Annotated in this window: 17 protein-coding genes, 3 tRNA genes and 1 riboswitch; of the genes, 5 read left to right on the top strand and 15 right to left on the bottom strand. The window is 60.2% G+C overall.

The annotated features are described in order from the left end of the window. Window positions 1-267: 267 nt before the first annotated feature. A complete protein-coding gene (locus AB4N41_RS01835) occupies window positions 268-594 on the top strand; it encodes an Arc family DNA-binding protein (protein WP_003178899.1) in 327 nt (108 codons plus the stop codon). A 256-nt stretch (window positions 595-850) separates the two neighbouring features. Here AB4N41_RS01835 and mgtE read toward each other — a convergent pair whose 3' ends face one another. Beyond that, the gene (mgtE, locus tag AB4N41_RS01840) at window positions 851-2293 is read right to left on the bottom strand and encodes a magnesium transporter (protein WP_016773597.1); all 1443 of its coding nucleotides are present in this window, start codon (window positions 2291-2293) and stop codon (window positions 851-853) included. Window positions 2294-2614: 321 nt separating this feature from the next. Here mgtE and AB4N41_RS01845 point away from each other — a divergent pair, with 321 nt between their 5' ends. After that, on the top strand, window positions 2615-3127 hold the full coding sequence (locus AB4N41_RS01845) for a cell envelope protein SmpA (protein ID WP_252876753.1): 513 nt from the start codon (window positions 2615-2617) through the stop codon (window positions 3125-3127). A 19-nt stretch (window positions 3128-3146) separates the two neighbouring features. Here AB4N41_RS01845 and AB4N41_RS01850 read toward each other — a convergent pair. The 7 genes from AB4N41_RS01850 to ltaE form a co-directional block, all read right to left on the bottom strand. Beyond that, window positions 3147-3223, bottom strand: a tRNA-Arg gene (locus AB4N41_RS01850). A 72-nt stretch (window positions 3224-3295) separates the two neighbouring features. Further along, window positions 3296-3372 (bottom strand) — tRNA-Arg (locus AB4N41_RS01855). A gap of 107 nt (window positions 3373-3479) precedes the next feature. After that, a tRNA-Ser gene (locus tag AB4N41_RS01860) sits at window positions 3480-3570 on the bottom strand. A 62-nt stretch (window positions 3571-3632) separates the two neighbouring features. Then, a complete protein-coding gene (csrA, locus tag AB4N41_RS01865; RefSeq protein WP_002554426.1) occupies window positions 3633-3821 on the bottom strand; it encodes a carbon storage regulator CsrA in 189 nt (62 codons plus the stop codon). Between the two features lie 187 nt (window positions 3822-4008). After that, window positions 4009-5250, bottom strand: a complete 1242-nt coding sequence (locus AB4N41_RS01870; RefSeq protein WP_016773595.1) for an aspartate kinase — start codon at window positions 5248-5250, stop codon at window positions 4009-4011. Between the two features lie 90 nt (window positions 5251-5340). Beyond that, on the bottom strand, window positions 5341-7956 hold the full coding sequence (gene alaS, locus AB4N41_RS01875) for an alanine--tRNA ligase (RefSeq protein ID WP_056788068.1): 2616 nt from the start codon (window positions 7954-7956) through the stop codon (window positions 5341-5343). A 146-nt stretch (window positions 7957-8102) separates the two neighbouring features. After that, window positions 8103-9107, bottom strand: a complete 1005-nt coding sequence (gene ltaE / locus AB4N41_RS01880) for a low-specificity L-threonine aldolase (protein WP_150637551.1) — start codon at window positions 9105-9107, stop codon at window positions 8103-8105. Window positions 9108-9383: 276 nt separating this feature from the next. Beyond that, a riboswitch (FMN riboswitch) is annotated at window positions 9384-9555 on the top strand. A gap of 103 nt (window positions 9556-9658) precedes the next feature. Here ltaE and AB4N41_RS01885 point away from each other — a divergent pair. Then, window positions 9659-10168 carry a 6,7-dimethyl-8-ribityllumazine synthase gene (locus AB4N41_RS01885; protein ID WP_252876754.1) on the top strand — a complete coding sequence of 170 codons (510 nt, stop codon included), beginning with the start codon at window positions 9659-9661 and terminating at the stop codon, window positions 10166-10168. 152 nt (window positions 10169-10320) lie between these two features. Here AB4N41_RS01885 and astE read toward each other — a convergent pair whose 3' ends face one another. The 7 genes from astE to AB4N41_RS01920 all read right to left on the bottom strand — a co-directional run bounded on the left by astE (window position 10321) and on the right by AB4N41_RS01920 (window position 18228). Continuing rightward, window positions 10321-11328: a succinylglutamate desuccinylase gene (gene astE, locus AB4N41_RS01890; protein WP_095181526.1), complete on the bottom strand. Its 1008-nt coding sequence runs from the start codon at window positions 11326-11328 to the stop codon at window positions 10321-10323. Between the two features lie 12 nt (window positions 11329-11340). Further along, on the bottom strand, window positions 11341-11631 hold the full coding sequence (locus AB4N41_RS01895) for a hypothetical protein (protein WP_016773591.1): 291 nt from the start codon (window positions 11629-11631) through the stop codon (window positions 11341-11343). Window positions 11632-11688: 57 nt separating this feature from the next. Then, window positions 11689-13035, bottom strand: coding sequence for an N-succinylarginine dihydrolase (gene astB, locus AB4N41_RS01900; protein ID WP_252876755.1), 1347 nt, complete (start codon window positions 13033-13035; stop codon window positions 11689-11691). 163 nt (window positions 13036-13198) lie between these two features. Then, window positions 13199-14668: a succinylglutamate-semialdehyde dehydrogenase gene (gene astD, locus AB4N41_RS01905; RefSeq protein ID WP_236168387.1), complete on the bottom strand. Its 1470-nt coding sequence runs from the start codon at window positions 14666-14668 to the stop codon at window positions 13199-13201. Beyond that, on the bottom strand, window positions 14665-15690 hold the full coding sequence (gene astA / locus AB4N41_RS01910) for an arginine N-succinyltransferase (RefSeq protein ID WP_024014014.1): 1026 nt from the start codon (window positions 15688-15690) through the stop codon (window positions 14665-14667). Before astA ends, astD begins: the two co-directional genes overlap by 4 nt. A 51-nt stretch (window positions 15691-15741) precedes the next feature. Continuing rightward, the gene (gene aruF, locus AB4N41_RS01915) at window positions 15742-16761 is read right to left on the bottom strand and encodes an arginine/ornithine succinyltransferase subunit alpha (RefSeq protein ID WP_252876756.1); all 1020 of its coding nucleotides are present in this window, start codon (window positions 16759-16761) and stop codon (window positions 15742-15744) included. A 246-nt stretch (window positions 16762-17007) separates the two neighbouring features. After that, complete coding sequence (locus AB4N41_RS01920) at window positions 17008-18228, bottom strand: aspartate aminotransferase family protein (protein WP_150743490.1); 1221 nt, start codon at window positions 18226-18228, stop codon at window positions 17008-17010. A gap of 304 nt (window positions 18229-18532) precedes the next feature. Here AB4N41_RS01920 and AB4N41_RS01925 point away from each other — a divergent pair, with 304 nt between their 5' ends. Both AB4N41_RS01925 and AB4N41_RS01930 read left to right on the top strand, forming a co-directional pair. Next, window positions 18533-20164 (top strand): dermonecrotic toxin domain-containing protein, encoded by a 1632-nt coding sequence (locus AB4N41_RS01925; protein ID WP_460138323.1) that lies wholly within the window; start codon window positions 18533-18535, stop codon window positions 20162-20164. Beyond that, window positions 20079-26294, top strand: a complete 6216-nt coding sequence (locus tag AB4N41_RS01930; RefSeq protein ID WP_460138324.1) for a leucine-rich repeat domain-containing protein — start codon at window positions 20079-20081, stop codon at window positions 26292-26294. Before AB4N41_RS01925 ends, AB4N41_RS01930 begins: the two co-directional genes overlap by 86 nt. The last annotated feature ends 9 nt before the right edge of the window (window positions 26295-26303 follow it).

The following is a 26303-nucleotide window of genomic DNA, read 5'->3' on the forward strand; positions in this document are numbered from 1 at the left end:
CAACAGATGTGCATGCGAAAGCGGGCAGCGATACGGAAGGATGGAAAGTTTTCCAACCAGTCCGCATTTCTGACAACTGGTGCTGGCATTACGCCTTTACCCGGCTCAATATTTGTCACAGAATTGACGCCAATGATCTGGCAATTTTGAGGCATGATGCCGGCCTCTTAACAATTCAGGTTGAACCAATTGGTCCGGATGCTTGTCCTACCACACATCCTGCGGCCAATCCCGAGAACCGCTCCCCTGAACTAACCGGTTAAATATATGCGCCCATTGAAACAGGCAATTTATTCCAGCCGTACGGCTGACAAGTTTGTCGTACGTCTGCCAGACGGAATGCGTGAACGCATTGCCGAGGTGGCTCGCAATCATCATCGCAGCATGAACTCCGAAATCATTGCGCGCCTTGAGCAGAGTCTTATTCAGGAAGGCGCACTGGGCGAAGAGCTGAGCATGCGCCTGGACAGCCCGGAGCTGTCGCTGCACGAGCGCGAGCTGTTGCAGCGCTTCCGTCAGCTGTCGCACCGTCAGCAGAACGCCCTGGTGTCGCTGATCGCCCACGACGCTGAAATGGCCGCAGACGCGTCCTGAGTTATACCGAACATATTGAAGCCAGCATGATTGCTGGCTTTTTTTTGCCCGCGATATGACAGATGGCCGCTTGGCAATGGAGTGTGGCGAGGGGATTTATCCCCGCTGGGCTGCATGGCAGCCCCAAAAACAATGGGACTGCTGCGCAGTCCAGCGGGGATAAACCCCCTCGCCACCGTTACTTGTACTTGCGCCCGTATTTGTTTGGCAGGCACAAAAAAGCCCGTCGATTTGACGGGCTTTTCATTGCACAAGGTCAGAGCAGGAAGATTGTCGCCAACCCGAGGAAGATGAAGAAGCCACCGCTGTCGGTCATTGCGGTGATCATCACACTGGCACCCATCGCCGGATCGCGGCCCATCTTCGCCAGCGTCATCGGAATCAACACCCCCATCAACGCCGCCAGCAACAGGTTGAGTGTCATCGCCGCCGTCATTACCACGCCGAGTGACCAACTGCCGTAGAGCATGTACGCGACCACACCGATCACCCCGCCCCAGACCAGACCATTGATCAAACCGACCGCCAGCTCTTTGCGCATCAAGCGCGAAGTGTTGCCGGTGCTGACCTGATCCAGCGCCATGGCGCGCACGATCATGGTGATGGTCTGGTTACCGGAGTTGCCACCGATACCCGCCACGATCGGCATGAGCGCCGCCAGTGCCACCAATTTCTCGATCGAACCTTCGAACAGACCGATCACCCGCGATGCCACAAATGCAGTGATCAGGTTCACCGCCAGCCACGCCCAACGGTTACGCAGGGATTTCCACACCGAGGCGAAGATATCTTCCTCTTCGCGCAGACCGGCCATGTTGAGGACTTCGCTTTCGCTTTCCTCACGGATCAGGTCGACCATTTCATCGATGGTCAGACGCCCGATCAGCTTGCCGTTCTTGTCGACCACCGGCGCGGAGATCAAGTCGTAACGCTCGAACGCCTGAGCAGCGTCGTAGGCATCTTCGTCCGGGTGGAAGCTCACCGGATCGCTGGCCATCACTTCCGCGACCTGCTTCTCCGGATCGTTGACCAGCAGACGTTTGATAGGCAGCACGCCCTTGAGCACGCCGTCGTAATCGACCACGAACAATTTATCGGTATGACCGGGAAGCTCTTTGAGGCGACGCAGATAGCGCAGAACCACTTCAAGACTGACGTCCTCACGGATCGTCACCATCTCGAAGTCCATCAGCGCACCGACCTGATCCTCGTCATAGGACAGCGCCGAGCGCACGCGTTCGCGCTGCTGGTTATCCAGACTCTCCATCAACTCATGGACAACGTCTCGCGGCAGCTCGGAGGCCAGGTCAGCGAGTTCGTCGGCGTCCATGTCCTTGGCGGCAGCCAGGAGCTCGTGATCGTCCATGTCGGCGATCAGCGTTTCACGGACGGAATCGGATACTTCGAGAAGAATGTCGCCGTCGCGGTCGGCCTTGACCAGTTGCCAGAGCGTCAGACGATCGTCCAGCGGCAAGGCTTCGAGAATGTAGGCGACGTCGGCGGAGTGCAGATCATCGAGCTTGCGTTGCAGCTCGACGAGGTTTTGCCGGTGAACCAGGTTTTCCACGCGGTCGTGGTGCGGACCTTCCTGGCGATGAGTCAGGTCTTCAACGACACGCTGGCGCTGCAGCAACTCGACGACCTGAGCCAGGCGGTCCTGCAGGCTTTCCTGTGTTTTCTTTACTTCGATTTCGGACATAGGCGAACTCCACTCCCAGCAGCGGGGCACGCCGGAAGGATCAATCAGTCAATTCATGATTGGTGAAACGGTTTACTGAACAACTACTGGGTAAGTCCATGGAGGTTTTCCATAAGCCCCGGCGGGGCTGACGGGCGCAATGATACACGCCTGACGGTTTAAAACGTTGAAAAAATCACGGCTGAAACAAGCGCTTGCGAAACAAACCTGAGCGCCTGCCTGACCCGTGCAAATGCGACGACTCATCTTGAAAAGAAAACACACCGGCAATGCAAAAAGCAGCGACTACCCTTGAGCTTAGATCGTCATGGAGGACATCGAATGCCAGCAAAACCAGCGCTTTTTCTACTGACCGCCCTGCTCCACATCACGCCTGCCCACGCCACCACACTTCATCGCTGCCAGGCTGCTGACGGCAGCGTCACGTTTACGTCGATGAGCTGCGCAACTGGCGAGCAACTCTCAACTCAGGAGGTCCACCCGTATTCACCCGGCTGGGTCGCAATCATGCCGGAGTTCAATCACGAAGCTGTGACCGGCATGAAAGACAGCGGACGCGAACCGGGCATCGTCGGCGGCACTGAACATAAATGTGGAAACCTGATCGACAACAGACAGCGGCGCGAAGCGATCATCAACCGTCGAGTGATTGCCGGCATGAGTCAGCGGGACGTCGAAAGCGCACTGGGCAAGCCCGACAAGATCAACACCCGCACATCGACCACGAGCTATCGTTACGACCTCAAGCGAGGCCGCAGTGCTCAAATTGATTTTGATGAAAGAGGCTGCGTGAAGGGAAAAGCCAAATCCCGGACAGCAAAAAGCCCGCGTTAAACGCGGGCTTCTTGGTATATGGTGCACTCGACAGGATTCGAACCTGTGACCGCTCGGTTCGTAGCCGAGTACTCTATCCAGCTGAGCTACGAGTGCATTTTGTGTTTTTAAACCAGACCACAACTGGCTGAAGCCGAGTTACTCACCTTACAGCAAATAACTCTTAAATGGTGCACTCGACAGGATTCGAACCTGTGACCGCTCGGTTCGTAGCCGAGTACTCTATCCAGCTGAGCTACGAGTGCATTTGTTGCCGCGCATTATAGGCCGTCTAATCTCTATGTCAAACACTTTTTCTAGTAATTTCAACAACTTACAGAAGAAGCCAGATTACGACGTACTAAGCAAATAATGGCGGAGAACGGGGGATTCGAACCCCCGACACCCTTTTGAGGTGTACTCCCTTAGCAGGGGAGCGCCTTCGGCCACTCGGCCAGCTCTCCGCAACACGGGGCGTATATTAACCAGCTTCTTCCCCGTTTGCAAACATAAAAATCGATAAAAATTAATGGCTTGGTTCTTCGTCCTTCTCTTTCTTTATACGCAGGTAAATTTCCTCACGGTGCACCGCAACCTCTTTCGGAGCGTTGACGCCGATACGCACCTGGTTTCCTTTGACGCCGAGCACGGTCACGGTGATTTCGCCGTCACCGATAATCAGGCTTTCCGCGCACCGACGAGTCAGAATCAGCATACCTTTCTCCTTACGCCATTCATTTCAGGGACAACAGTCTGCAAAAAAAAGGCACCCGACCTACAACCGCAGCGATCGTAGCCCTACATGCCTGAGTATTGACCAGCGCGAGCAAAAGAACAGTTCCGGGGCTCGCGCCATTCAAAAATAAAGGGCGCGGTCAGACCGCGCCCTTCACAGAATCGGATTACTCGCCCTGACGGGCCGGAGCATCCAGTTCGAAAGCCGTGTGCAGCGCGCGCACGGCCAGTTCCAGGTACTTCTCTTCGATCACCACGGAAACCTTGATTTCCGAAGTCGAGATCATCTGGATGTTGATGCTTTCTTTCGCCAGGGATTCGAACATGCGGCTGGCCACGCCTGCGTGAGAACGCATGCCGACGCCGACGATCGAGACCTTGGCGATCTTGGTGTCGCCAACTACTTCACGGGCACCGATTTCGCGAGCGGTGTTTTCCAGCACGGTCTGTGCAGCCTGGTAGTCGTTGCGGTGCACGGTGAAGGTGAAGTCGGTGGTGTTATCGTGCGCGACGTTCTGCACGATCATGTCGACTTCGATGTTCGCGGCACTGATCGGGCCGAGAATCTTGAACGCCACGCCCGGGGTGTCTGGCACGCCACGGATGGTCAGCTTGGCTTCATCGCGGTTGAAAGCGATGCCGGAAATGATCGGCTGTTCCATGGTTTCCTCTTCATCAATAGTAATGAGGGTGCCCGGACCCTCCTTGAAGCTGTGCAGTACGCGCAGCGGAACGTTGTACTTGCCGGCGAATTCCACCGCACGGATCTGCAGGACCTTGGAACCGAGGCTGGCCATTTCCAGCATCTCTTCGAAGGTGATCTTATCCAGACGCTGAGCGACCGGCACCACACGCGGGTCGGTGGTGTAGACACCGTCGACATCGGTGTAGATCTGGCATTCATCCGCTTTCAAGGCCGCAGCCAGTGCCACGCCCGTGGTATCGGAACCGCCGCGACCGAGGGTGGTGATGTTGCCGTGCTCGTCGACGCCCTGGAAACCGGCGACAACCACCACACGGCCAGCCTTCAGATCACCGCGAATCTTCTGGTCATCAATCTGCAAGATACGCGCTTTATTGTGCGCACTGTCGGTCAGGATCCGTACCTGATTGCCGGTGTACGACACCGCCGGCACACCGCGCTTGATCAGCGCCATGGCCAACAGGGCAATCGTCACCTGCTCACCGGTGGAGACGATCACGTCCAGCTCGCGCGGAACCGGTTGCGCCTCGCCACTGATTTGCTTGGCCAGATCGATCAGACGGTTGGTTTCGCCGCTCATTGCAGACAGCACAACCACCAGGTCATCGCCGGCATCGCGGAATTTCTTAACCTTGTCGGCGACCTGCTCGATTCTCTCGACAGTGCCGACCGAGGTGCCTCCAAATTTCTGTACGATCAAAGCCATTTCAAAGCCGCCTCTGCCCATGAAGGGCGCCCAATAATCTTTCGAACAGTCGCCAGGCCCGCCACTAGACTGCGGGCCTGGCGAGCCGTCTTATAAAGCCTGCTCGACGAATGGAACGGTCAGCGCCAGTGCGCCATCCAGCGCAGCGGCATCGACACCACCGCCCTGCGCCATGTCCGGACGACCACCGCCCTTCCCGCCCACTGCCGCAGCAGCCTGTTTCATCAAATCACCGGCTTTGAGTTGGCCAGTCAGGTCCTTGGTTACGCCTGCAACCAGTACGACCTTTTCCTCATGGACACCGCCGAGCAGGATCACTGCGCGGCCGAGTTTGTTTTTCAGCTGATCGACCAGCGCCAGCAGCGCCTTGCCATCCTGACCGTCCAGACGGGCAGCCAGCACCTTCACATCCTTGACGTCCACCGCCGAGGCCGACAGATCGTCGCCCGCAGCGCTGGCTGCCTTGGCCTGCAACTGCTCGAGTTGTTTCTCCAGCAGACGGTTGCGCTCCAGTACCGCCGAGAGCTTGTCGATCAGGTTGTCGCGGCTGCCCTTGACCAGGCTGGCCGCTTCCTTGAGTTGTTCTTCCGCCGCGTTCAAGTAGGCCAGCGCCGCAGCACCGGTGACTGCCTCGATACGACGCACGCCCGATGCCACACCGCCTTCGCTGATGATTTTCAGCAGGCCGATGTCGCCGGTACGGTTGGCGTGGATACCGCCGCACAGTTCGACCGAGAAGTCGCCCATGCTCAGCACGCGCACGCTGTCGCCATACTTCTCGCCGAACAGCGCCATGGCGCCTTTGTTCTTCGCGGTTTCGATGTCGGTTTCTTCGGTTTCAACGGCGGAGTTCTTGCGAATCTCGGCGTTGACGATGTCTTCCAGCTGCTTGATCTGCTCTGGTTTGATTGCTTCAAAGTGGCTGAAGTCGAAACGCAGACGCTGACTGTCGACCAGCGAACCTTTCTGCTGTACGTGCTCACCGAGCACCTGACGCAGCGCGGCGTGCAGCAAGTGCGTAGCCGAGTGGTTCAGCGCGGTGGCGTGACGCACTTCGGCGTCGACGTGGGTTTCCACCGGCGCGCCGATGGTCAGGCTGCCCGAGGCCAGCACACCGTGGTGCAGGAATGCGCCGCCGGTCTTGGTGGTATCGCGCACGTCAAAACGGCTGCTGCCGGCCTGAATGAAACCGCAGTCGCCGATCTGGCCACCGGATTCGGCGTAGAACGGCGTCTGGTTGAGCACGATCACGCCTTCCTGACCTTCGCTCAGCACGTCGACCGACTGGCCATCCTTATAGATGGCAACGATTTTCGCCGAGCCGCTGGTGGCGGCATAGCCGGTGAACTCGGTGGCCACGTCGACCTTGACCAGGGTGTTGTAGTCCAGACCGAACGAGCTGGCCGAACGCGCGCGCACACGCTGCGCTTCCATCTCGCGCTCGAAGCCGGCTTCGTCGACGGTCAGGCCGCGTTCGCGAGCGATGTCGGCGGTCAGGTCCATCGGGAAGCCGTAGGTGTCGTAGAGTTTGAACACCACGTCGCCTGGCACCACGGTGCCTTTGAGTTCGGCCAGATCCTGCTCGAGGATTTTCAGGCCGTGTTCCAGGGTCTTGGAGAATTGCTCTTCTTCAGCCTTGAGCACGCGCTCGATGTTGCTCTGTTGCTTCTTCAGTTCCGGGAAGGCCTCGCCCATTTCGGCAACCAGTGCGGCAACAATTTTGTAGAAGAAGCTGCCGGTGGCGCCCAGCTTGTTACCGTGACGGCAGGCCCGACGGATGATCCGGCGCAGCACATAACCGCGACCTTCGTTGGACGGCAGCACGCCGTCGGCGATCAGGAAACCGCAGGAACGGATGTGGTCGGAAACGACTTTGAGCGACGACTGATCGCCGTTTTCGCAGCCGATCGCTTCAGCCGAAGCCTTGAGCAGGTTCTTGAACAGGTCGATGTCGTAGTTGGAGTTGACGTGCTGCATCACCGCACTGATCCGCTCCAGGCCCATGCCGGTGTCCACCGACGGCGCTGGCAACGGATGCAACACACCGTCGGCGGTGCGGTTGAACTGCATGAACACGTTGTTCCAGATTTCGATGTAGCGATCGCCATCTTCTTCCGGCGAGCCCGGCGGGCCGCCCCAGATGTGCTCGCCGTGATCGTAGAAAATCTCGGTGCACGGGCCGCACGGGCCGGTATCGCCCATGGTCCAGAAGTTGTCGGAAGCGTACGGCGCACCCTTGTTGTCGCCGATGCGGATCATGCGCTCGGCCGGCACACCGATTTTCTGTGTCCAGATGTCATACGCTTCGTCGTCGGTAGCGTAGACGGTGACCCAGAGCTTTTCCTTCGGCAGCTTGAGCACGCCAGTCAGGAAGGTCCAGGCGAAGGTGATCGCGTCGTGCTTGAAGTAGTCGCCGAAGCTGAAGTTACCGAGCATTTCGAAGAACGTGTGGTGACGCGCGGTATAACCGACGTTTTCCAGGTCACTGTTCTTGCCGCCGGCGCGCACGCATTTCTGGCTGCTGGTGGCACGGGTGTACGCACGTTTTTCCTGGCCCAGGAAGCAGTCCTTGAACTGGTTCATCCCCGCGTTGGTGAACAGCAGGGTTGGGTCGTTGCCCGGAATCAAAGAGCTGGAGGCTACACGGGTGTGGCCTTGCTCTTCGAAGAAGCGAAGGAAGGCTTCACGGATTTCTGCGCTTTTCATTAGGTTCTTCCACGGAGGCTGCGGCCAAAGGCCTGTTCGAAACGTCATGAGACGAAGCGACGGCAAAGGGCCGCATTATATCGGCCCTGCGCGCGGGGTACAGCGTGTTTATACGATAGAAACGGTCAATTGGACGGCTGACGCTGTCACTTGCGTGAAAACTCGACGAATGTCGCGATCACTTGCTCGATTTGCGCGCGGCTGACGTCCATGTGCGTGACCATGCGCAAGCGCGCAGCGGCGCTGAGCCTGATCCCGCGTTCGCCGGCAAAGTCCTTGAGTGCTGCGGCCCTGTCGCCCATTTGCACATAAACCATGTTGGTTTGCACTGGCTCGACGATGAAACCGGCTTCACGCAAGCCCTCGGCCAGCAACTGTGCGTTGGCATGGTCGTCCGCCAGCCGTTCGACGTGATGATCCAGTGCGTACAAGCCAGCCGCCGCGAGCAACCCGGCCTGACGCATGCCGCCACCGACCATTTTGCGCAAACGCCGAGCCTTGCCGATCAACTCGGCCGAACCGCACAACACCGAACCCACCGGCGCGCCAAGACCTTTGGACAGGCACACCGATACCGAATCAAAGTACTGAGTGATTTCCCGCGCATCAACCCCGAGCTTGACCACCGCGTTGTACAGCCGCGCGCCGTCGAGGTGCAATTGCAGGCCATGCTCCTGCGTAAAGCGTCGGGCGCGCGCCAGATATTCCAACGGCAGCACTTTACCCTGCATGGTGTTTTCCAGCGCCAGCAAACGCGTGCGGGCGAAATGGAAATCGTCCGGTTTGATCGCGGCGGCGACCTGATCCAGATCCAGCGAACCGTCGGCCTGCACCTCCAGCGGCTGCGGCTGAATCGAGCCGAGCACCGCCGCCCCGCCACCTTCGTACTTATAGGTGTGCGCCTGCTGACCGACGATGTATTCGTCGCCACGCTCGCAGTGCGCCATCAGGCCGAGCAGGTTGCTCATGGTCCCGGTCGGCACGAATAGCGCGGCGGCAAAGCCCAGACGCTTGGCCAGTTCGGCCTCGAGGCGATTGACCGTCGGATCTTCGCCGTACACATCGTCGCCGGTGTCCGCTGCGGTCATCGCGTCGAGCATGGCGGGAGTCGGTTGGGTGACGGTGTCGCTGCGAAGATCGATAACGCTCATGAACCTGGCCTCTGGTCAGATGGGAAATCCCTTTGTGAAGTGGGATTACTGCGGTCATCGCACAGATTAATCAACCCTAGAACGAGGAAAAATCCCATTCTTCCTCGAGAAGACAAAGCCCATGTGGGAGCGAGCCTGCTCGCGAAAGCGGAGTAACAGTCAGCATCTTCGTTGAATGTGAAGCCGCTTTCGCGAGCGGGCTCGCTCCCGCAGTGTCATGTGCATGGCCGGGAAATATGTGTTACAAACTTGCCGCCGCCCGCCTATGGGCGGCGAAAACGTTCTCAGGGCGGGGTGCAATTCCCCACCGGCGGTAATTGCGCGCAATGCGCATAGCCCGCGAGCGCTTGGCGCTGCACACGGCTTGGATCGGGTGCATCGGCAAGGTCAGCAGACCCGGTGTGATTCCGGGGCCGACGGTCATAGTCCGGATGAAGAGAGAACGGGATCGACGCCAAAGGGCCGTCCGCGTGCATCCGTGCCTGCGTTCGCACCCTTGCATCCCTTTCGATTCATAACGCCCTGTTTTTCACACAAACAGGAGTCAGAACATGCAACCCACCGCAATCGACAGCAAAAGCAAACACCCCCAGGGCGAGCGCGTCGCGTTCATCCAGGCCTGCTGGCACAAGGAAATCGTCGACCAGAGCCGTAAAGGCTTCGTCGCTGAAATGCTGGTGCAGGGTTATCAGGAATCGGACATCGACTTTTTTGAAGTCGGCGGCGCCTTTGAAATGCCGCTGCACGCAAAGCTGCTGGCCAAGTCAGGCCGTTACGCTGGTATTGTCGCCGCCGCTTTGGTGGTGGACGGCGGCATTTACCGTCACGAGTTCGTTGCGCAATCGGTGGTCAACGGCCTGATGCAGGTGCAGCTGGAAACCGAAGTGCCGGTGTTCTCGGTGTCGCTGACCCCGCATCACTTCCATTCGGGCGAAGAGCATCAGAAGTTCTTCTTCGAGCACTTTGTGCACAAGGGTCAGGAAGCGGCGCGGACTTGCGCGGATACGTTGCAGAAAGTTCGTGCGCTGCGTCGAACCGAGCCGCGTGCGGTAGCCGTGTAACGTCGAGTGAGTTTTTGACCTCACTCAAATCAAATGTGGGAGCGAGCCTGCTCGCGAAGAGGGACTGCCAGCCGACGACAAGTTGACTGGTAGACCGCTTTCGCGAGCAGGCTCGCTCCCACATTGGTTTTGTGCCGATTCAGATGTCGCTATCAGGCGAGGTTTTCGTCGGTAGTCGGGACGATCAGAATGCCGGCGCGCAGGCCGTTCTTGACCTTGGGGTTGGGGAAGATGATTCGTGCGCCCTGCTCTTCGATCACCCAGCGGGTATTGGCCAGATCCTCGGCCAGCACATAACCCGGCTCCAGCTCGGAAAAGTTTTCGATGTCCGCCGGCAGGTTCAGGCGGAACGCATCGCTGTGCTTGATGATTTCCCGCGCCACGCTGAACAGCTGCAAACCATCCAGCCCTTCTTCTGTCTCCGGCTCAGCGCCTTCGATGATCTGCTTCAGGCGGGTTTCCAGCAGTGAAACGTTAACGCCGTCGTTCTGCCCGAACGGCCGCGCCTTGCCCAGTTCCAGAGTGAAAGCCTCGGCGTCGAGTTTGTCGTAGGTGTACGAGCTGAAGACGATGGATGGCTTGTTCTGCAACAGCACTGCTTCCATGCCGGCGGCGCGCAGGCGCGCCAGTTCGCGACGGGAATGCTGGCGCCCTTCCTTCCACGGGTACAAGGCGAACTGTTCGATCTTCGACCCACGAATCGCCGTGTGCAGGTCGTAGTGCAGACGCTGGCGCTCGGGCTTGCTGAAGAAACTCGCCGCCAGCCGTTCCAGCTCACAGGCGCGCAACGCTTCCGAGCCGCTGCTTTGTTCGTGGCGACCGTTGAACAGTCGATTGACGTCCTGCTCGACGAAACGCTCGCCCTTGCGAATCGCTTCCGGGTTGCCGAACAGGAACAGAATGCGTGCGCGCGGCTTGAGATCGCCGCGCGCGATGTCGTGCAGCAGCCGATCGAGCAACTCGATCGGTGCCGTTTCATTGCCATGGATGCCTGCCGACAGCAGCAGGTCCAGGCCATTGTCGCGCGCTTCCGGGGGCCGCACTTCCAGCGCCCCTTCGCTCAACCAGCGCATGCGCACGCCTTCGACAGTCAGTTGAGTCTTCTCCGCCGGTTCGCGGCCGGCGAGGGTCAGTTCAAGCAGTTTGCCGAGGGCGAGCATAGAGCGGTTTCCTTAGTGGTCGTGGTTGCAATCCGGGCCGTGTACGTGATCCTCGTCAGCGCCGAGGTCAGCCGGTTCCATTTCCAGTTGCAGACTTACCAGATTAGTCGCCAATGGGCGCAGCAGCAGGTTGGCGTACTCTTCGTCACCTTCCTCGACGTCCACGCCGATCAGCAGCTGGCCACGGCCGTCCTGCTGGATCCACAGCTCTTTGCCTTGCCACATGACCGCAACGCGGGTGCACGAGGTTTGCAATTGCGTGCCGTCGGTGTCTTCAAGGATCAGCTGCAGGGAATCGCTCATGTTTTTACTCTCTTGGGGTGACACGCCGCGCGCCACGTTCAGGCAGCGCGCTGGCGATCAATTGATCTGGAAGGGATAAACCGCGCCCAGTTTAAGGATTTGCGTCAGTTCATCCAGTGCCGTCCGGCATTCAAGCAACAATTGCGGGTCCGCCAGATCGGTTTCGCTCAGGCGGTCGCGGTAGTGCTTTTCAACCCATGCGGTCAACGAACCGTACAACGGGGCCGTCATGATAACGCCTGGGTTGACCGCCGCCAGTTCGGTTTCATTCAGCGCCACGCGCAGACGCAGGCACGCCGGGCCACCGCCGTTCTGCATGCTTTGCTTGAGATCGAAGACTTTAACTTCGCGGATCATTCCGCCGGAGCTGGTCAGGCTTTGCAGATAAGCCCAGACGCGTTCGTTGGCCTGGCATTCCTGCGGCACGATCAGCAGCATCGAGCCATCGGCACGCGACAGCAACTGGCTGTTGAACAGGTAGGAACGCACCGCGTCATCCACGGTGACTGCCGAACGCGGCACGCAAACGGACTGGAAGTTACCGCCGACCTTGGCCAGTTTGCCTTGCAGTTCGGCGAGCATCTTGTCGGTCTCGAGGAACGCGTCCTCGTGATAGAACAGCACTTCACCGTTGCCCACGGCGATCACGTCGTTGTGGAACACACCCTGATCGATGACGTTGGGATTCTGCTGCGCGTAGACCACGCCTTCGTCACGCAGACCGTGCAAACGCGCGACGGCTTGCGAGGCTTCGAGGGTCTGGCGTGCAGGGTATTTCTGCGGCGCCGGGAAACGGTTGTCGAACGCACTGCGGCCGAACACGAAAAACTCGACGCCCGCCTCGCCGTACTCACGGCAGAAACGCGTGTGGTTGGCCGCGCCTTCGTCGCCGAACTGCGCCACCGCCGGCAATGCGGCGTGATGGGCGAAGTACTGTTGATTGGCGAACATCGCGCCGAGCACGCGGCTGGTGGTCGGGTGTTCGATGCTGCGGTGGTATTTGCAATTGAGGTTGGCAGCGGTGAAGTGCACGCGGCCGTCAGCGGTGTCGGCACTCGGGCTGACCGTGGCAGCGTTGGCCACCCACATGCTCGACGCCGAGCAACTGGCGACCAGCAGCGGCATCGCTTCTTTGGCGGCGCGCTCGATCACCTGCGCGTCAGTGCCACTGAAGCCCAGACGACGCAGCGCGGCCACGTCGGGACGCTCCTGCGGAGCCAGCACGCCTTGCTGAAAGCCCATGTCCATCAGCGCTTTCATTTTTGCCAGACCTTGCAGCGCCGCTTCCTTCGGGTTCGAGGATTGCTGACTATTGCTCTGCGAGGCGACGTTGCCGTAGGACAGACCACCGTAGTTATGGGTCGGCCCCACTAGACCGTCAAAATTGACTTCATAGGATTTCATCAGCGAGGCTCCACGAGAATCTGTTGTTATAGGCTTCAGTAACTATTCTTTGCGACCGCAGTGCGGCCTTCGCGAGCAGGCTCGCTCCCACAGGATTTAGGTTGGACACAAAATGTGTGAACACCACTGAACCTGTGGGAGCGAGCCTGCTCGCGAATGGGCGCTACGCCATTTTCACGCCAGGCGTCAGAGCCGATGGCAACACCAGGCTCGGGGTTTCCAGCGACGCCACCGGGTATGCGCAGTAGTCCGCTGCGTAATAGGCGCTGGCGCGGTGGTTGCCCGAGGCGCCGACACCGCCGAATGGCGCGCTGCTCGCGGCACCAGTCAGCTGTTTGTTCCAGTTGACGATGCCGGCGCGGCTTTCCAGCCAGAACTGCTGGTAACGCGCTTCGGAATCGGAGAGCAAACCGGCGGCCAGTCCATAAGCGGTGTTGTTGGCTTCAGTGATCGCCGCGCCGAAATCGGCATAGCGGATCACTTGCAGCAGCGGCCCGAACAGTTCTTCGTCCGGACGCTCAGCCACGGCCGTCACATCGACAATGCCCGGGGTCAGCAAAGCCGACTGCGCCTGTGGCTGAGTCATTTCCAGCAGCGCCACCGCGCCGTTGGCCAGCAATTGCTCTTGCGCATCCATCAGCGCTTTCGCCGCGCCGAGGGAAATCACCGAGCCCATGAACGGTGCCGGTTGCTGATCGAACGCACCGACTTCAATGGTCGAACTGACTTCCACCAGACGCTTGAGCAGGCTGTCGCCCCACGCGCCTTGCGGCACCAGCAGACGGCGGGCGCAGGTGCAGCGCTGGCCGGCGGAAATGAATGCCGACTGAATGATGGTGTACACCGCCGCGTCCAGATCAGCGACCTGATCGACCACCAGCGGGTTGTTGCCGCCCATCTCCAGCGCAAGAATCTTGTCCGGACGCCCGGCGAATTGCTGGTGCAGATGATTGCCGGTGCGGCTCGAACCGGTGAAGAACAGACCGTCGATGCCCGGATTCGCCGCCAGCGCGATACCGGTTTCCCGCGCGCCTTGCAGCAGGTTCAACACGCCTGCCGGCAAACCGGCTTCGATCCAGCACTTGACCGTCAACTCGGCGACTTTCGGCGTCAGTTCGCTGGGCTTGAACAGCACACTGTTACCGGCCAGCAGCGCCGGGACGATATGACCGTTAGGCAGGTGACCGGGGAAGTTGTAAGGACCAAACACCGCAACCACGCCGTGGGGCTTGTGGCGCAACACGGCGGTGGCGTCGCCCAATGGGCCGCTCTTTTCCCCGGTGCGCTCGCGGTAGCTCTGCACCGAAATCGCGATCTTGTTGACCATACTGGTGACTTCGGTCGCAGCTTCCCATAGCGGTTTGCCGGTTTCTTCGCCGATGGTGCGAGCCAGTTCGTCAGCGTGGTTTTTCAACGACGCGGCGAAAGCTTCGAGGACGCTGATGCGCTCTTCGAGCGTACGGCGCGCCCAGCCGGGAAAGGCCTGACGAGCGGCCTGCACCGCCGATTCGACCTGCGCGACAGTGGCGCCCTCGCCCGCCCACAGCACTTGCTGGGTCACCGGGTTCAAAGATTGAAAGGCCTCGCCCTGACCGGCCAGCCACTCACCTGCGATGTATAGCGAATTCATTATTTCGACTCCCGTGCAGCGGACAACGCCACGGCGCGAACCTGATCGCCGGCGCTGAGTTGAAGACGTTTCGCGGTCTGCGGATCGACCACCAGGGTGCCCGCAGCCAAGCGCGCTGGGGCAGCCGTGATGCGGCAATCCTCGCGCTTGCGGTTGTGGATGATGAACGGCGTGGCGTCATCGCCCGGCGTGCCGACGGCCAGCACCAGCGCTTCGCTGTCACGCACCGCGCGGATCTTGCTGGTTTCGCATTCGATGGCCGGCCCGGCGTCGAAGATGTCGACGTAACCCTGATAGCTGAAGCCTTCGCTCTTGAGCATGGCCAGTGCCGGCTCGGTGTCCGGGTGCACCTGGCCGATGACGTTGCGCGCGTCCGGCGAAAGGAAGCAGGTGTACAGCGGGAATTTCGGCATCAGTTCGGCGATGAACGCCTTGTTGCCGACGCCGGTCAGGTAATCGGCCTGGCTGAATTCCATCTTGAAGAAGTGCCGACCGAGGCTTTCCCAGAACGGCGAGCGCCCGGCGTCATCGGACACGCCACGCATTTCGGCGATGATCTTGTTACCGAACAGCTCCGGGAACTCAGCGATGAACAGCATGCGCGCCTTGGACAGCATCCGGCCGTTGAGGCCGTTGCGGTAATCAGCGTGCAGGAACAGCGAGCACAGCTCGGAATTGCCGGTCAGGTCGTTGGCCAGAAACAGCGTCGGGATTTCGCGGTAGATGTTCAGCTCTTGCGAAGCGCTGACCGTCAGACCGACGCGGAAGTTGTACCAGGGCTCACGCAGGCCGACCGCGCCGGCGATGGCGGAAATCCCCACCACGCGGCCGTCATCGTCTTCGAGCACGAACAGATAGTCCGCATCGCCACGCCCGGCTTCGCCGCGAAAGGTCTTCTCGGCCCAGCCGACCCGGTGGGTCAAGCGCTCTTCGTTGGCCGGCAATGTGGTCAGGCCGGTGCCGGTGCTGCGGGCCAGGTCGATCAGCGCGGATAAATCGCTGCTGCGTACGGGACGAACAATCATGCTATCTCCTCAAACGGGCCGCTCGCGCCACCCGTGAAACTCGCTAAGGCGTTAAACCGCCACCAGGCGCACGCTGGCACCTTCACCGACGCCCAGGGCTTCGGCCGCTTCCATATCCAGCGTCACCGGTTTGCCCGGCGCGTAGTCCAGCTCGAGCAACACCGCGCGGTAATCCTGCAACTGCGCATTGGCCACCAGGTACTGGCGCCCGGCACCTTTGCCCGGCTCGCCGATCTTCACCGGCACTACGCGGCTCTGGGCGATCGAACGGATCCCGGAAACCCGTGCATGCAGGGTCGGGCCGCCGTCGAAGATGTCGATGTAGTGATCGGTTTCGAAGCCTTCGCGCATCAGGATGTCGAAAGTGATCTGCGCACGCGGGTGCACCTGGCCCATCGCCTCTTGGGCGGAATCCGGCAGCAGCGGCACGTAGATCGGGTAATGCGGCATCAGCTCGGCGAGGAAGGTGCGGCTTTTCAGCCCGCACAGGCGCTCGGCCTCGGCGTAGTTGAGGTCGAAAAAGTTACGCCCGATCGCATCCCAGAACGGCGAGTCGCCATTCTCGTCGCTGTAACCGACGATCTCGGTCACCACCGAATCGGCAAAACGCTCTGGGTGGCTGGCGACGAACAGCAGACGGCCACGGGAATTGAGCTCGGCCCACGGCGATCCGACCAGCTCGCGCTGCACATAGAAACTGGTCAGCAGGCTGTTGCCGGTCAGGTCGTGGCACTGCGAGAGCACGTGGATCTTGTTGTGAATCTTCAGCTCGCGGGAGGCGTGGACGAAGGTCTCGTTGCGGAAGCTGTAGAACGGCTCCGAATAACCGGCGGAAGCGACGATGGCCGAGCAGCCGACCAGTTTGCCGGTGCTCGAGTCTTCGAGGACGAAGAAGTAGCTCTCTTCACCGTTGAAGCTCACTTCGGCGGCAAACGAAGCTTCGCTCGCGGCGATCTTGTCGCTCAGACGTTCCACGTCATCCGGCAAGGAAGTGACACCAATCGGGCTGTCCGCAGCCAGACGCTGTACCTCGCCCAGATCAGCCATTTGCGCGGGGCGCATCACCAGCATGGTGTCACTCCTTTCTCTTCAATATTCACAGAAAAAACCGGGCCCACATAAAGATCGATGCAGGAATGGGACTTGTGGCGAGGGGATTTATCCCCGCTGGGGGGCGAAGCACCCCCAAAAATCTGGGGCCGCTGCGCAGCCCATCGGGGATAAATCCCCTCACCACAGGTTCAATCCAACAGGTGGATGTGCCCGGTATCAAAAATTGGTTCGGCGCCGGAAAAACTCCAGGCGCCGAAAGGTCCATCAGGCTTGCGTCAACTTCGCTGCAGCACGTTCGAAGCGGTCGAGACCGGCGTCGATATCGGCGTCTTCCACCACCAGGCTCGGGGCGAAACGGATTACGTCCGGGCCAGCCTGGAGAATCATCAGGCCTTCCTGTTCGGCGGCGTTGAAGATGTCCTTGGCCTTGCCTTTCCACGCTTCGCTCAGCACGCAACCGATCAGCAGACCGAGACCACGCACCTGAGTGAACAGGCCGTATTTCTCGCCGATCTGTTGCAGGCGGGCCTTGAACTTGTCGTGCTTGGCGTTCACGCCGTTCAGCACCTCAGGGGTGTTGACCACGTCGATCACCGCTTCGGCGACGGCGCAGGCCAGCGGGTTGCCGCCGTAGGTGGTGCCGTGGGTGCCGACGACCAGATGTTTGGCCAGCGCTTCAGTGGTCATCATTGCCGCGATCGGGAAACCACCGCCCAGGCTCTTGGCGCTGGTGAGGATGTCCGGGGTCACGCCGTAATGCTGGTAGGCGAACAGCTTGCCGCTGCGGCCCATGCCGGTCTGCACTTCGTCGAACACCAGCAGCGCGTTGTTCGCGTCGCACAGTTCGCGGGCGCCTTGCAGGTAAGCCAGTTCGGCCGGCAGTACGCCGCCCTCGCCCTGGATCGGTTCCAGCACGACCGCGCAGGTCTTCTCGGACACCGCGGCTTTCAGCGCGGCCAGATCGTTGTAGGGAACGTGGGTGATGCCAGTGATTTTCGGGCCGAAACCGTCGGAGTACTTCGACTGGCCACCGACGTTGACGGTGAACAGGGTACGGCCGTGGAAGCTGTTCAGCGCGGCGATGATTTCGTATTTCTCGGTGCCGAAACGGTCAAATGCGACGCGACGGGCCAGCTTGAACGCGGCCTCGTTGGCTTCGGCGCCGGAGTTGCAGAAGAACACGCGCTCGGCAAACGTGGCGTCGATCAGCTTGTGCGCCAGACGCAGGGCCGGTTCGTTGGTGAACACGTTGGACACGTGCCACAGCTTGTTCGCCTGTTCGGTCAACGCGCCGACCAGCGCCGGATGCGCATGGCCCAATACGTTGACGGCAATCCCGCCGGCGAAGTCGATCAGCTCGCGGCCGGCCTGATCCCAGACCCGGGAACCGGCGCCACGCACCGGAATGAAAGCGGCAGGCGCGTAGTTGGGAACCATTACCTGGTCGAAATCGGCGCGTTGTACCGCAGCGTGCTCAACGGACATCGGAGTCTCCTGAAGAGGAACACCCGCCTGGAACTGGCGAGCGATGAGGGGATTGTAAGGACAGTTGGGTGCCCGGCCTTGTCGCCAAGCGACAACTTCTTATAGCGCAAACCCCGGATTTTCCCGGGTTTACGGCAATGCGACATATAGCGTCGCAAAGGCGCAGTTTACCGGGCGCGGCCGATTTGCGGCAGGCCGCGCAGGATACCAAGTCAGCCCCCACGGCAGAGACATAAATATCTACCGCACGGTGGTCGCTCGCCGCTGATTTGCTGAGGGTTCTTCCCAACGCCAAGGAATGGCCATGCATTTGTCTGAAGCACCCCCATCGGCAACCCCGGATGCCGCACATGACGCGCAACATGCGGACGAGCATTACCAACCACTGAAAAACGCGATTCCGGCCTGGCTGGGCGACACCTCAGCCACGCGGCGCGAAGCGCTGAAGAACAGCGTCCCGCAACAGCCGGCCGCGCTCCAGGTCGCGCCAGCCGAACAGCATGCGTTGATGAAAAGTCTTGGGGCGGCGCATATCACCGCGCAGAGCCGGGTCGACAAGAGCCTTGAGCACTTGCAGGACGCCGCGGCCTTCGCCGAGCCCCTGCTCAAGGCCGAGCTGAAAAGCTGCTTCGATCTGGAACTGGATGTCAGAAACACCTACGTGCGCCTGTACATTCCCGCCACCACCCCATGGTTTCCGATCCGCACCGGCGCCCGCGCCTGGTCCGTGTCACTGCTTGAGGCGGCGCTGCATAACTTCGAAGAAAGGGAAACCGAAGACGACGCCTTCGAAGCCGAGTCGACATTCACTAGCGCACCTTCGGCTACAGGACAGTTTGAAACCCTGCCCGAGATCAAGGCGAAACTGAGCATTTCCGCTTTCACAAAACTGTGCCGTCGACTGGATATCGGCGCGAAATACAAAGCCAGTCTGGAAGACAATCTGGGCTACTCCGATCCGATGGTCGCGTCGGTCTTGCGCGGCAAGATCGACGCCAGCCAGAAGGCCGCGATGAAGTCGGCCCTGCAATGGGCGCGGATGAACCGCGACGTGTCGGAAAACGCGGTGCGCCTGATCGAAGCCATGCTCGACGGTGTGAAAGGCCTGCATGTGTACGGCGCCCCGCTGCTGTGTCATGACATGACGATGCTTTGCGCACCGCTCACCGGCATCGTGGTATTCGCCCCGGACCTGTACATGACACGCAATGCAGCGCGCGTCGTCGCCTACGTCCCGGATGACCCCGAACATCCGTTCAAGGAGTACGCCTCGCCATTGGAAATGGTCGTGGAACTGACGCGCCAGTTGCGCTCCAGGGACTATCAGCAGTTCTTCAGCCGCTTCGTCAATCACGACCAGCGCGGCTTCTTCTTCAGCACCCTCAACAGCCGGCTGAGTGAAATCCGCTGGCACCCGCACGAACCCGGCGACCCTCGGCCGGCGTGGCGCGAAGCCGCAGTGGAGCGGCCCGATCTGCAGACTGCGCTGACGCCGTTTTACGACGATGTGTGGCAACACCTGTACCAGGCAAAACTGAACAAGATTTTCAATGACGCCCGAACCATTGCCGTACCGACTGCGTTAGTCGATCAAAGGGCGCGCTGGGCGTTCTGGGATTCGCTGCTCAACATCCTCTCTTCCATCGCCCAGACCGCCGCAATGATCGTCGCGCCGTTCGTGCCGGTGCTCGGTGAAGCGATGATGGCGTACATGGCCTATCAGATGCTCGATGAAGTATTCGAAGGCATTGTCGAGTGGGCGCAGGGGCGCACGACCGAGGCGGTCGAACACCTGATGGGAACCGTGGAATCGATGATCCAGTTGGGCATGTTCGCCGTCGGCGGTGCAATTGGCGCGGCCGAGTTCCGTAAGATATTGCCCAAGGAAATCGTGGCGTTCATCGACCGCTTCACCGGTACAACTGGCCAATGGTGACACCCGCTACTGGCAACCGGATCTCGAACGCTACAAACATCCGCAGCGCCCGAGTGCCGATTCGCAACCCGATGCCCTGGGTTTGCATGCGCATGAGGACAAGCTTCTGCTGCCCTTGGAGGACGCGCACTTTGCGGTCACGGAAAGTCAGGTGCCGGGGCAGTACCGCATCGAACATCCGAGTCGCCCCGACGCATACCAACCGGTGCTGCGCCACAATGGCGAAGGTGCCTGGCACACTGAACTCGAGCAACCGCTGGAATGGGATGGAGCAACCGCGCTGCGCCGTATCGGCCCTGCGGTCGAGAGCTTGTCCGCGAGCGAGCGCGAAACCGTGCTGCAGATCAGCGGAACCAGCGAAGACGCGTTGCGCAAAATGCATGTCGAGCAGGAAAAGGTCCCGCCTCTGCTGGCCGACAGCATCCAGCGCTTCAAGATTGATCAGCAGTTGCAACGCTTCATCGACCAGCTCGACAGCGCTGACGCTGAAGTTTTTTTGCGCGCCGACCCGGTCATGCAGCTGCAGGTGCTCAGCGAATACGGCCGCTGGCCAGGCGACCAGTGCCTGCGTCTGCTCGATCGCCAAGGCGAGCAACTGTGGCAATCGTCTGCCGACACAAGCCTGCCGGTAATCGAACTACGCCACGACACGCTGGCCGGTGGCGACGTGCTCAAAACCCTGCTCCAAGCCCTCGACGAGACGCAGATCAAAACCTTGCTGGACGAGCCCTTCGCGGGACCGACGCCGTCCATCGAGGTCCGCAGCCACAACCTGCGCAAACAAGTGGCCGACCTCGCCAGACGCAACACCAGCGCGCTGTTCGAGTCGCGCTATCAAGCCCTCCAGCACCTCGACGACCCGCTGGCTGCACGACTCAAGATTCACCCTCCGCAATTGCCGGCCAGCATTACCCGCGAACTGCTCGATACCGCGACCGGCAGCGAACTGTTGCAGATCAGCGAAGGACGATTGCCCCCGCGCCAGCAGGCACTCATGCAGATGGCCAGTGACGAGGTGCGCCTTACCCGCGCGTATGAAGGCCTTGAGCTGGCCTCGGTGAGCAATCCCGACTCTGATTCTCTGGCGCTGCACAGCCTCAAATTGTTGCCGGGCTGGAGCGGCGATGTACGCATCGAAATCCGTGACGGGCGCTACGAGGGCCGGTTACTGGACACGATCGGCCGTGACGATGCGCCCGAATACAAGGTGCTGGTTCGCCGCGACGATGGCCAATACCAACCTTATGACGATCGTGGGCAGCAGCTGCATTCGTTCGCTGATTTCTATTCCAGCCTGTTGTACGCATTGCCCGACAGCGAGCGCCAGAGCCTGGACATGCGGATCGGCCAGGGTCAGGCGCTGAAGGCGGCCATTCGTGAACGCACGCTCGAGCGCAACGAGTGGCGTCAGGTGATTACCGATACGCCGTCCCGAGCGCCGGCTGTCGACACCCTGCGCCTGCTCGGTACCGACGGTTACGCCCATGCTCCGCGTCCGCCACGCCCCGCTTACCAGCCGCACACCCTCGAAGAAGACATCCGGGTGCTCTATCCACGCATGTCGAACCATGAAGTGCGCTTCCTCGCCGAAAGCATGCGAAGCAGTCCCGCAGGCGCGCGCGCCGAAATGCTTCGTTTGCAAAATGACTACCTGCAATTGCAGAACGAACTGCATGTCTGGGCCAACAATCCGCCCGCCGTGCACCCGGAAACCGGCACGGCGCTCACCTCGCTGGAGAAGCGCGCCGAAATCCAGAATCGCAGGCTGCTCAGGGAGCAATTGCTCAAAGCCTGGAGACGGGAGCACGTCACGGGTATCAATCACCAGGGCTTTGCCGCCGGATACGCCTTGCGCCTTACACCTGCGGTGATGGGCGACTTGCCCGTGTTGTCAGCAGACTTCAGTCATATCACCTCGCTCGCCATTGATGGCAGCCCGATGACCACCTCCGTCGACAGCTTTCTGCAGTCCTTCAGCCAGTTGCAGAATATCGATGCGCGCAACCTCAATCTATCGAGCCTGCCGCAAGCACTGACTTCGATGCGCTCGCTGCGCGAATTGCGCTTACGCAATTGTCGGATCAGTCTGACGACGGTCACAGAGTCGGTGCTCGCAGCCATGCCGCAGCTCACCCTGCTCGATCTGCAAGGCAATGCGCTGGGCCTGCCTCCGGACCTGCATACACTGCCTTCGTTGCGCTACGTGAACCTGTCGGATACCGGCATTCACACGGTGCCCGACGATCTGCTGGATCATCCGCGCCTGATTTCGGCGCAATTCGATCGCAACCGCATCACGCGGATACCGGACAGTTTTTTCAACCTGGCAAGCTCCCTCAGCGATGGTTATACCTTCGCCGACAATCCGTTGACGGCGGCTTCTCGCGAGCGGGTAAAAGTGTTCTACGAGCACACCGGAAGGCACTTCGGCGTCCGGCCCGTGCAGGAGGATCTGCAACGCACCATCGCCTTGTTTCCATCCCTCGACACGGAAGGCGCAACACAGGTGTTGTACCGATTGCCCGGGCCATTGGCGGAGTGCGGCGCACAGTTGTCCCGCTGGGAAAACGAACTCGGCGTGCTGAATCTCGAACTCAGTCAATGGATCAACCAGGCCACCGTGACCGCCTCTGAGTCGGGGGAACGTCTTCCCCTCGAGGCACAGGCCCGCGAACTGGAGGCCCGGCGATCCTTTGCGCAACAGATCGAGCAATTCTGGCGCAGCCCGCCCCTGTACCCGCGCCTTGAAGAACTCAGGGCAACGGCGACGTTCAGTGGGGATATGCCGATACTCAGCGCCGGTCTCGAGCGCGCGACGCGGCTGAACCTCACCGGCACCGCCAATAGCACCGCCGCCCTGCGCTTCGTGGAGTGCTTCCCCAACCTTGCCAAGCTGAAAATGAACGGTTTCGAACTGGGACCGCTTGCGCTGGGCGAAGCAAAACTGCCTCAACTGAGCGATCTGGAGCTGAAAAATTGTGGCGTGGTCATGACCCCGGAAAACCAGGCTGCGCTGCTGTCACTTGGCAGCCTCGACTCACTGGACCTGAGCGACAATCCGTTGGGTACGTTCCCCGACCTGAATTTGTTGCCCGAATTGATCTATCTCGATCTGTCCAACTGCGGGCTGACCGTCGTGCCTGAAGGACTGGCCAGCCATCCGGGGTTGCGAACCGCAGTGCTCGCAGGCAACCGCATCACGCAACTGCCCGAGGCGCTGTTCGACCTCCCCGCCGAGCGCAGTGACGGCATTGACCTTGCCGACAATCCGCTATCGATCGCCACCCGCGACCAGATCAAAAACTACTACCGCCTCCATCGCAACGACTTCGACGTATTGGCGGCCGAGCCGGACGTGAGCCTCGCCCGGCAGTTGTTTCCCGGTTTGAACAAGCAAGAGGCCAGCGAGATGATTTACGACTTGCCCGGCGACCTGGCCGACGGTCGCCAACAGCTGCTTCGCTGGCAAGCAGAACAGCAACAGATGCGCGATGACCTGACCCGCTGGGCCTTGGCAACGCCGTCTGCGCACCCGGTTACCGGTCAGGCCTTGAGCGCAAGCGAGCGTTTGGCGCAACGATCCGCACGCTCGGACTTCAAGCAATTGATAAAGGATTTCTGGGGCGAAAGATCGATGGGAACCGGCAAGCGCGCTCGTTCTTTTGCGGCAGACCTTAAGTTCCTCGGCGAAATGCCGCGCCTGACGGTCAACTTCGATCACGTTACCAGCCTCAAGCTGGCGGGCAACGTGACGATCGCGGGACTGGAGCCGTTCGCTGCCTTGTTCCCGAATCTTCAGATGCTGGAACTGAAAGCTTTCACACTCTATGACATCCCTTCATTCGTCAGCCGTCTGCACTATCTCAAAGAGCTCAAACTCAATGACTGCGCGCTGACGCTTACCCCTGCCGGGCAGCAGGTTCTCGGCGCGCTGCCCGAGTTGCGGTTGCTCGATCTGAGCCATAACCCACTGACAAACGCGCCAGACCTGACAATCCTGCCCAAGGTGACGAACTTCTCACTCGGCCATAGCGAACTGACGAGCGTGCCGAAGGGCATCGCCGAGCATCCGCTGCTGCGAGAGCTCCATCTCAATAACAACCAGATAACCGTGCTGCCCGACGCTGTTTTCAGTTTGCATCCCGAGCGGGCCGACAGCGTCTATCTGAACGACAATCCTCTGTCCATGAATGCCCGCGAGCGCGTCAAGCGCTACTACGCCGCACAAGGGCGCAACTTCCGGATCAAGCCGGCATCGGCTGACATTGCCATGGCGCAGAGACTGTTCCCGCGACTGGGCGAAAACGCTGCGATCAACATGATTTATCGCCTGCCCGGGACATTACAGACCGGCACGGCGCAACTGATCAGATGGGAGGCGGAAATCGCCCGCATGATCATTGATCTCAATACATGGAGCGCGCGCCTGCCGGTCAACAACCCTTCGACAGAGCTGCGCTGGACTGCGCCGGAAAGATTTGCAGAACTCGCCGCCAGACAAAGATTCAGCAGCGACCTTGAGAAACTCTGGCGCGGCCGGCAAAACGAAAACTCAGCCCTGCGGTTCAATACTTTCGAAGCCGATGCGACATTCACCGGCGAATTGCCGGAACTGACCGCTGACTTCAGCCACATCACGCATCTCAACCTTCAGGGCAATCCGGGGCTGAACATTCCCGATGGTTTTTTCCGAAGCTTCAGCGGGCTGCGCGGACTGGAACTGCAGGATTTCGCCTTGGGCCGGATACCCCAATCGTTGCCAAGCCTGCCGTTGCTTGAGAGATTGATGCTGAGCAAGTGCCAGATCACTCTGGATCCTGCCGGACAAGCGATCCTGTCCACGATGACCCGATTGAAATCTCTGGACTTGTATAGCAACCCTCTGCAGGTGACGCCCGATCTATCGACCCTGCAGAACCTGACGTTCATCGACCTGATCAACACCGGCATCGATAGTGTTCCCGCCGGGCTGGAACAGCTGCCGCACCTGGAAGTCGCGTTGCTGAGCGACAACAACATCAGCGAATTGCCGGCGCAACTGACGCAGTACTCCGATCGCGGCATTGAACTGGGCGGCAACCCGTTGTCGGTTGCTTCCAGAGAACGGATCAAGGCCGCATTCCAGGCCAAGGCTGACAACTTCGGTGTCTGGGTCCAACAGCAAGACATCGATCTGGCGCAAAGCCTTTATCCATCGCTGTTCGGCTTCGATGCCAACGATCTGGTCTACAAGCTTGCGGGCACGCTGGCCGATGGACGTGTTGAGCTGATGCGCCGCAAAACCGAACTCACCAGCCTGCTCGAACGCCTGGATAGCTGGGCCAACGAGACTCCCAACGATACTGACACGCAGATGCCGCTTGCGACCGACGCGGCAGCCAGGGAAAGACTCAACCGCCAGCACTTCAGGCAAAACCTGGAAGACGAGCTGCGCCGCGCACCCTCGTACCTGACAGGGCCAAGGGTCAGCTGCGAATTGTCGTTTACCGGTGAGCTGCCGCCGCTGACCGCGCGTTTTGACCACATCGAGCAATTGGAACTGAGCACCACAGCATCCGCTGCGCCTCGGATCGATCGACTGCTGGAGCTGTTCCCGAAGCTCAAAGGCGTCGACATCCGCAATTGCCCGCTGGGCGAGATTCCCAACCCGATCTTCGCCATGGACAGGCTGCGCAGCCTCTATCTGCCTGACTGTGAGATCACGCTGACTGCGCAGACCGCGCAAGCATTCGCAACGCTGAGAAACCTGAGATCGGTGGACCTGAGCGACAATCCGCTCAACATCGCTCCGGATCTGAGTCATTTCCCGCAGATGACCGATGTGCGTCTGGGCAACTGTGCCTTGAGCAAGGTGCCTGACGGCCTGTTCGAACTGCCTCGATTGATGTACGCGGACTTGTCCGGAAACGCGATCACCGAGTTGCCGGGCGAGTTTCCTTTACAGCCCGGCGACGTGCTGACCGAATACGACTTCAGCGACAACCCGCTGACTGCCGAAAGTTTGCAGCGCCTGCAGCGGTATGAGGCGGCGTATCAATTGCGCCTGCTGGAGCAGCAGTCGAGCAACGACACCGCGTATCAGACGATTGAGGATTTCCATGATTTCTCCGGCGGCATGGAAATCGATTGAGGGTCGATC

The organism is Pseudomonas sp. S2_A10 (assembly GCF_054668465.1).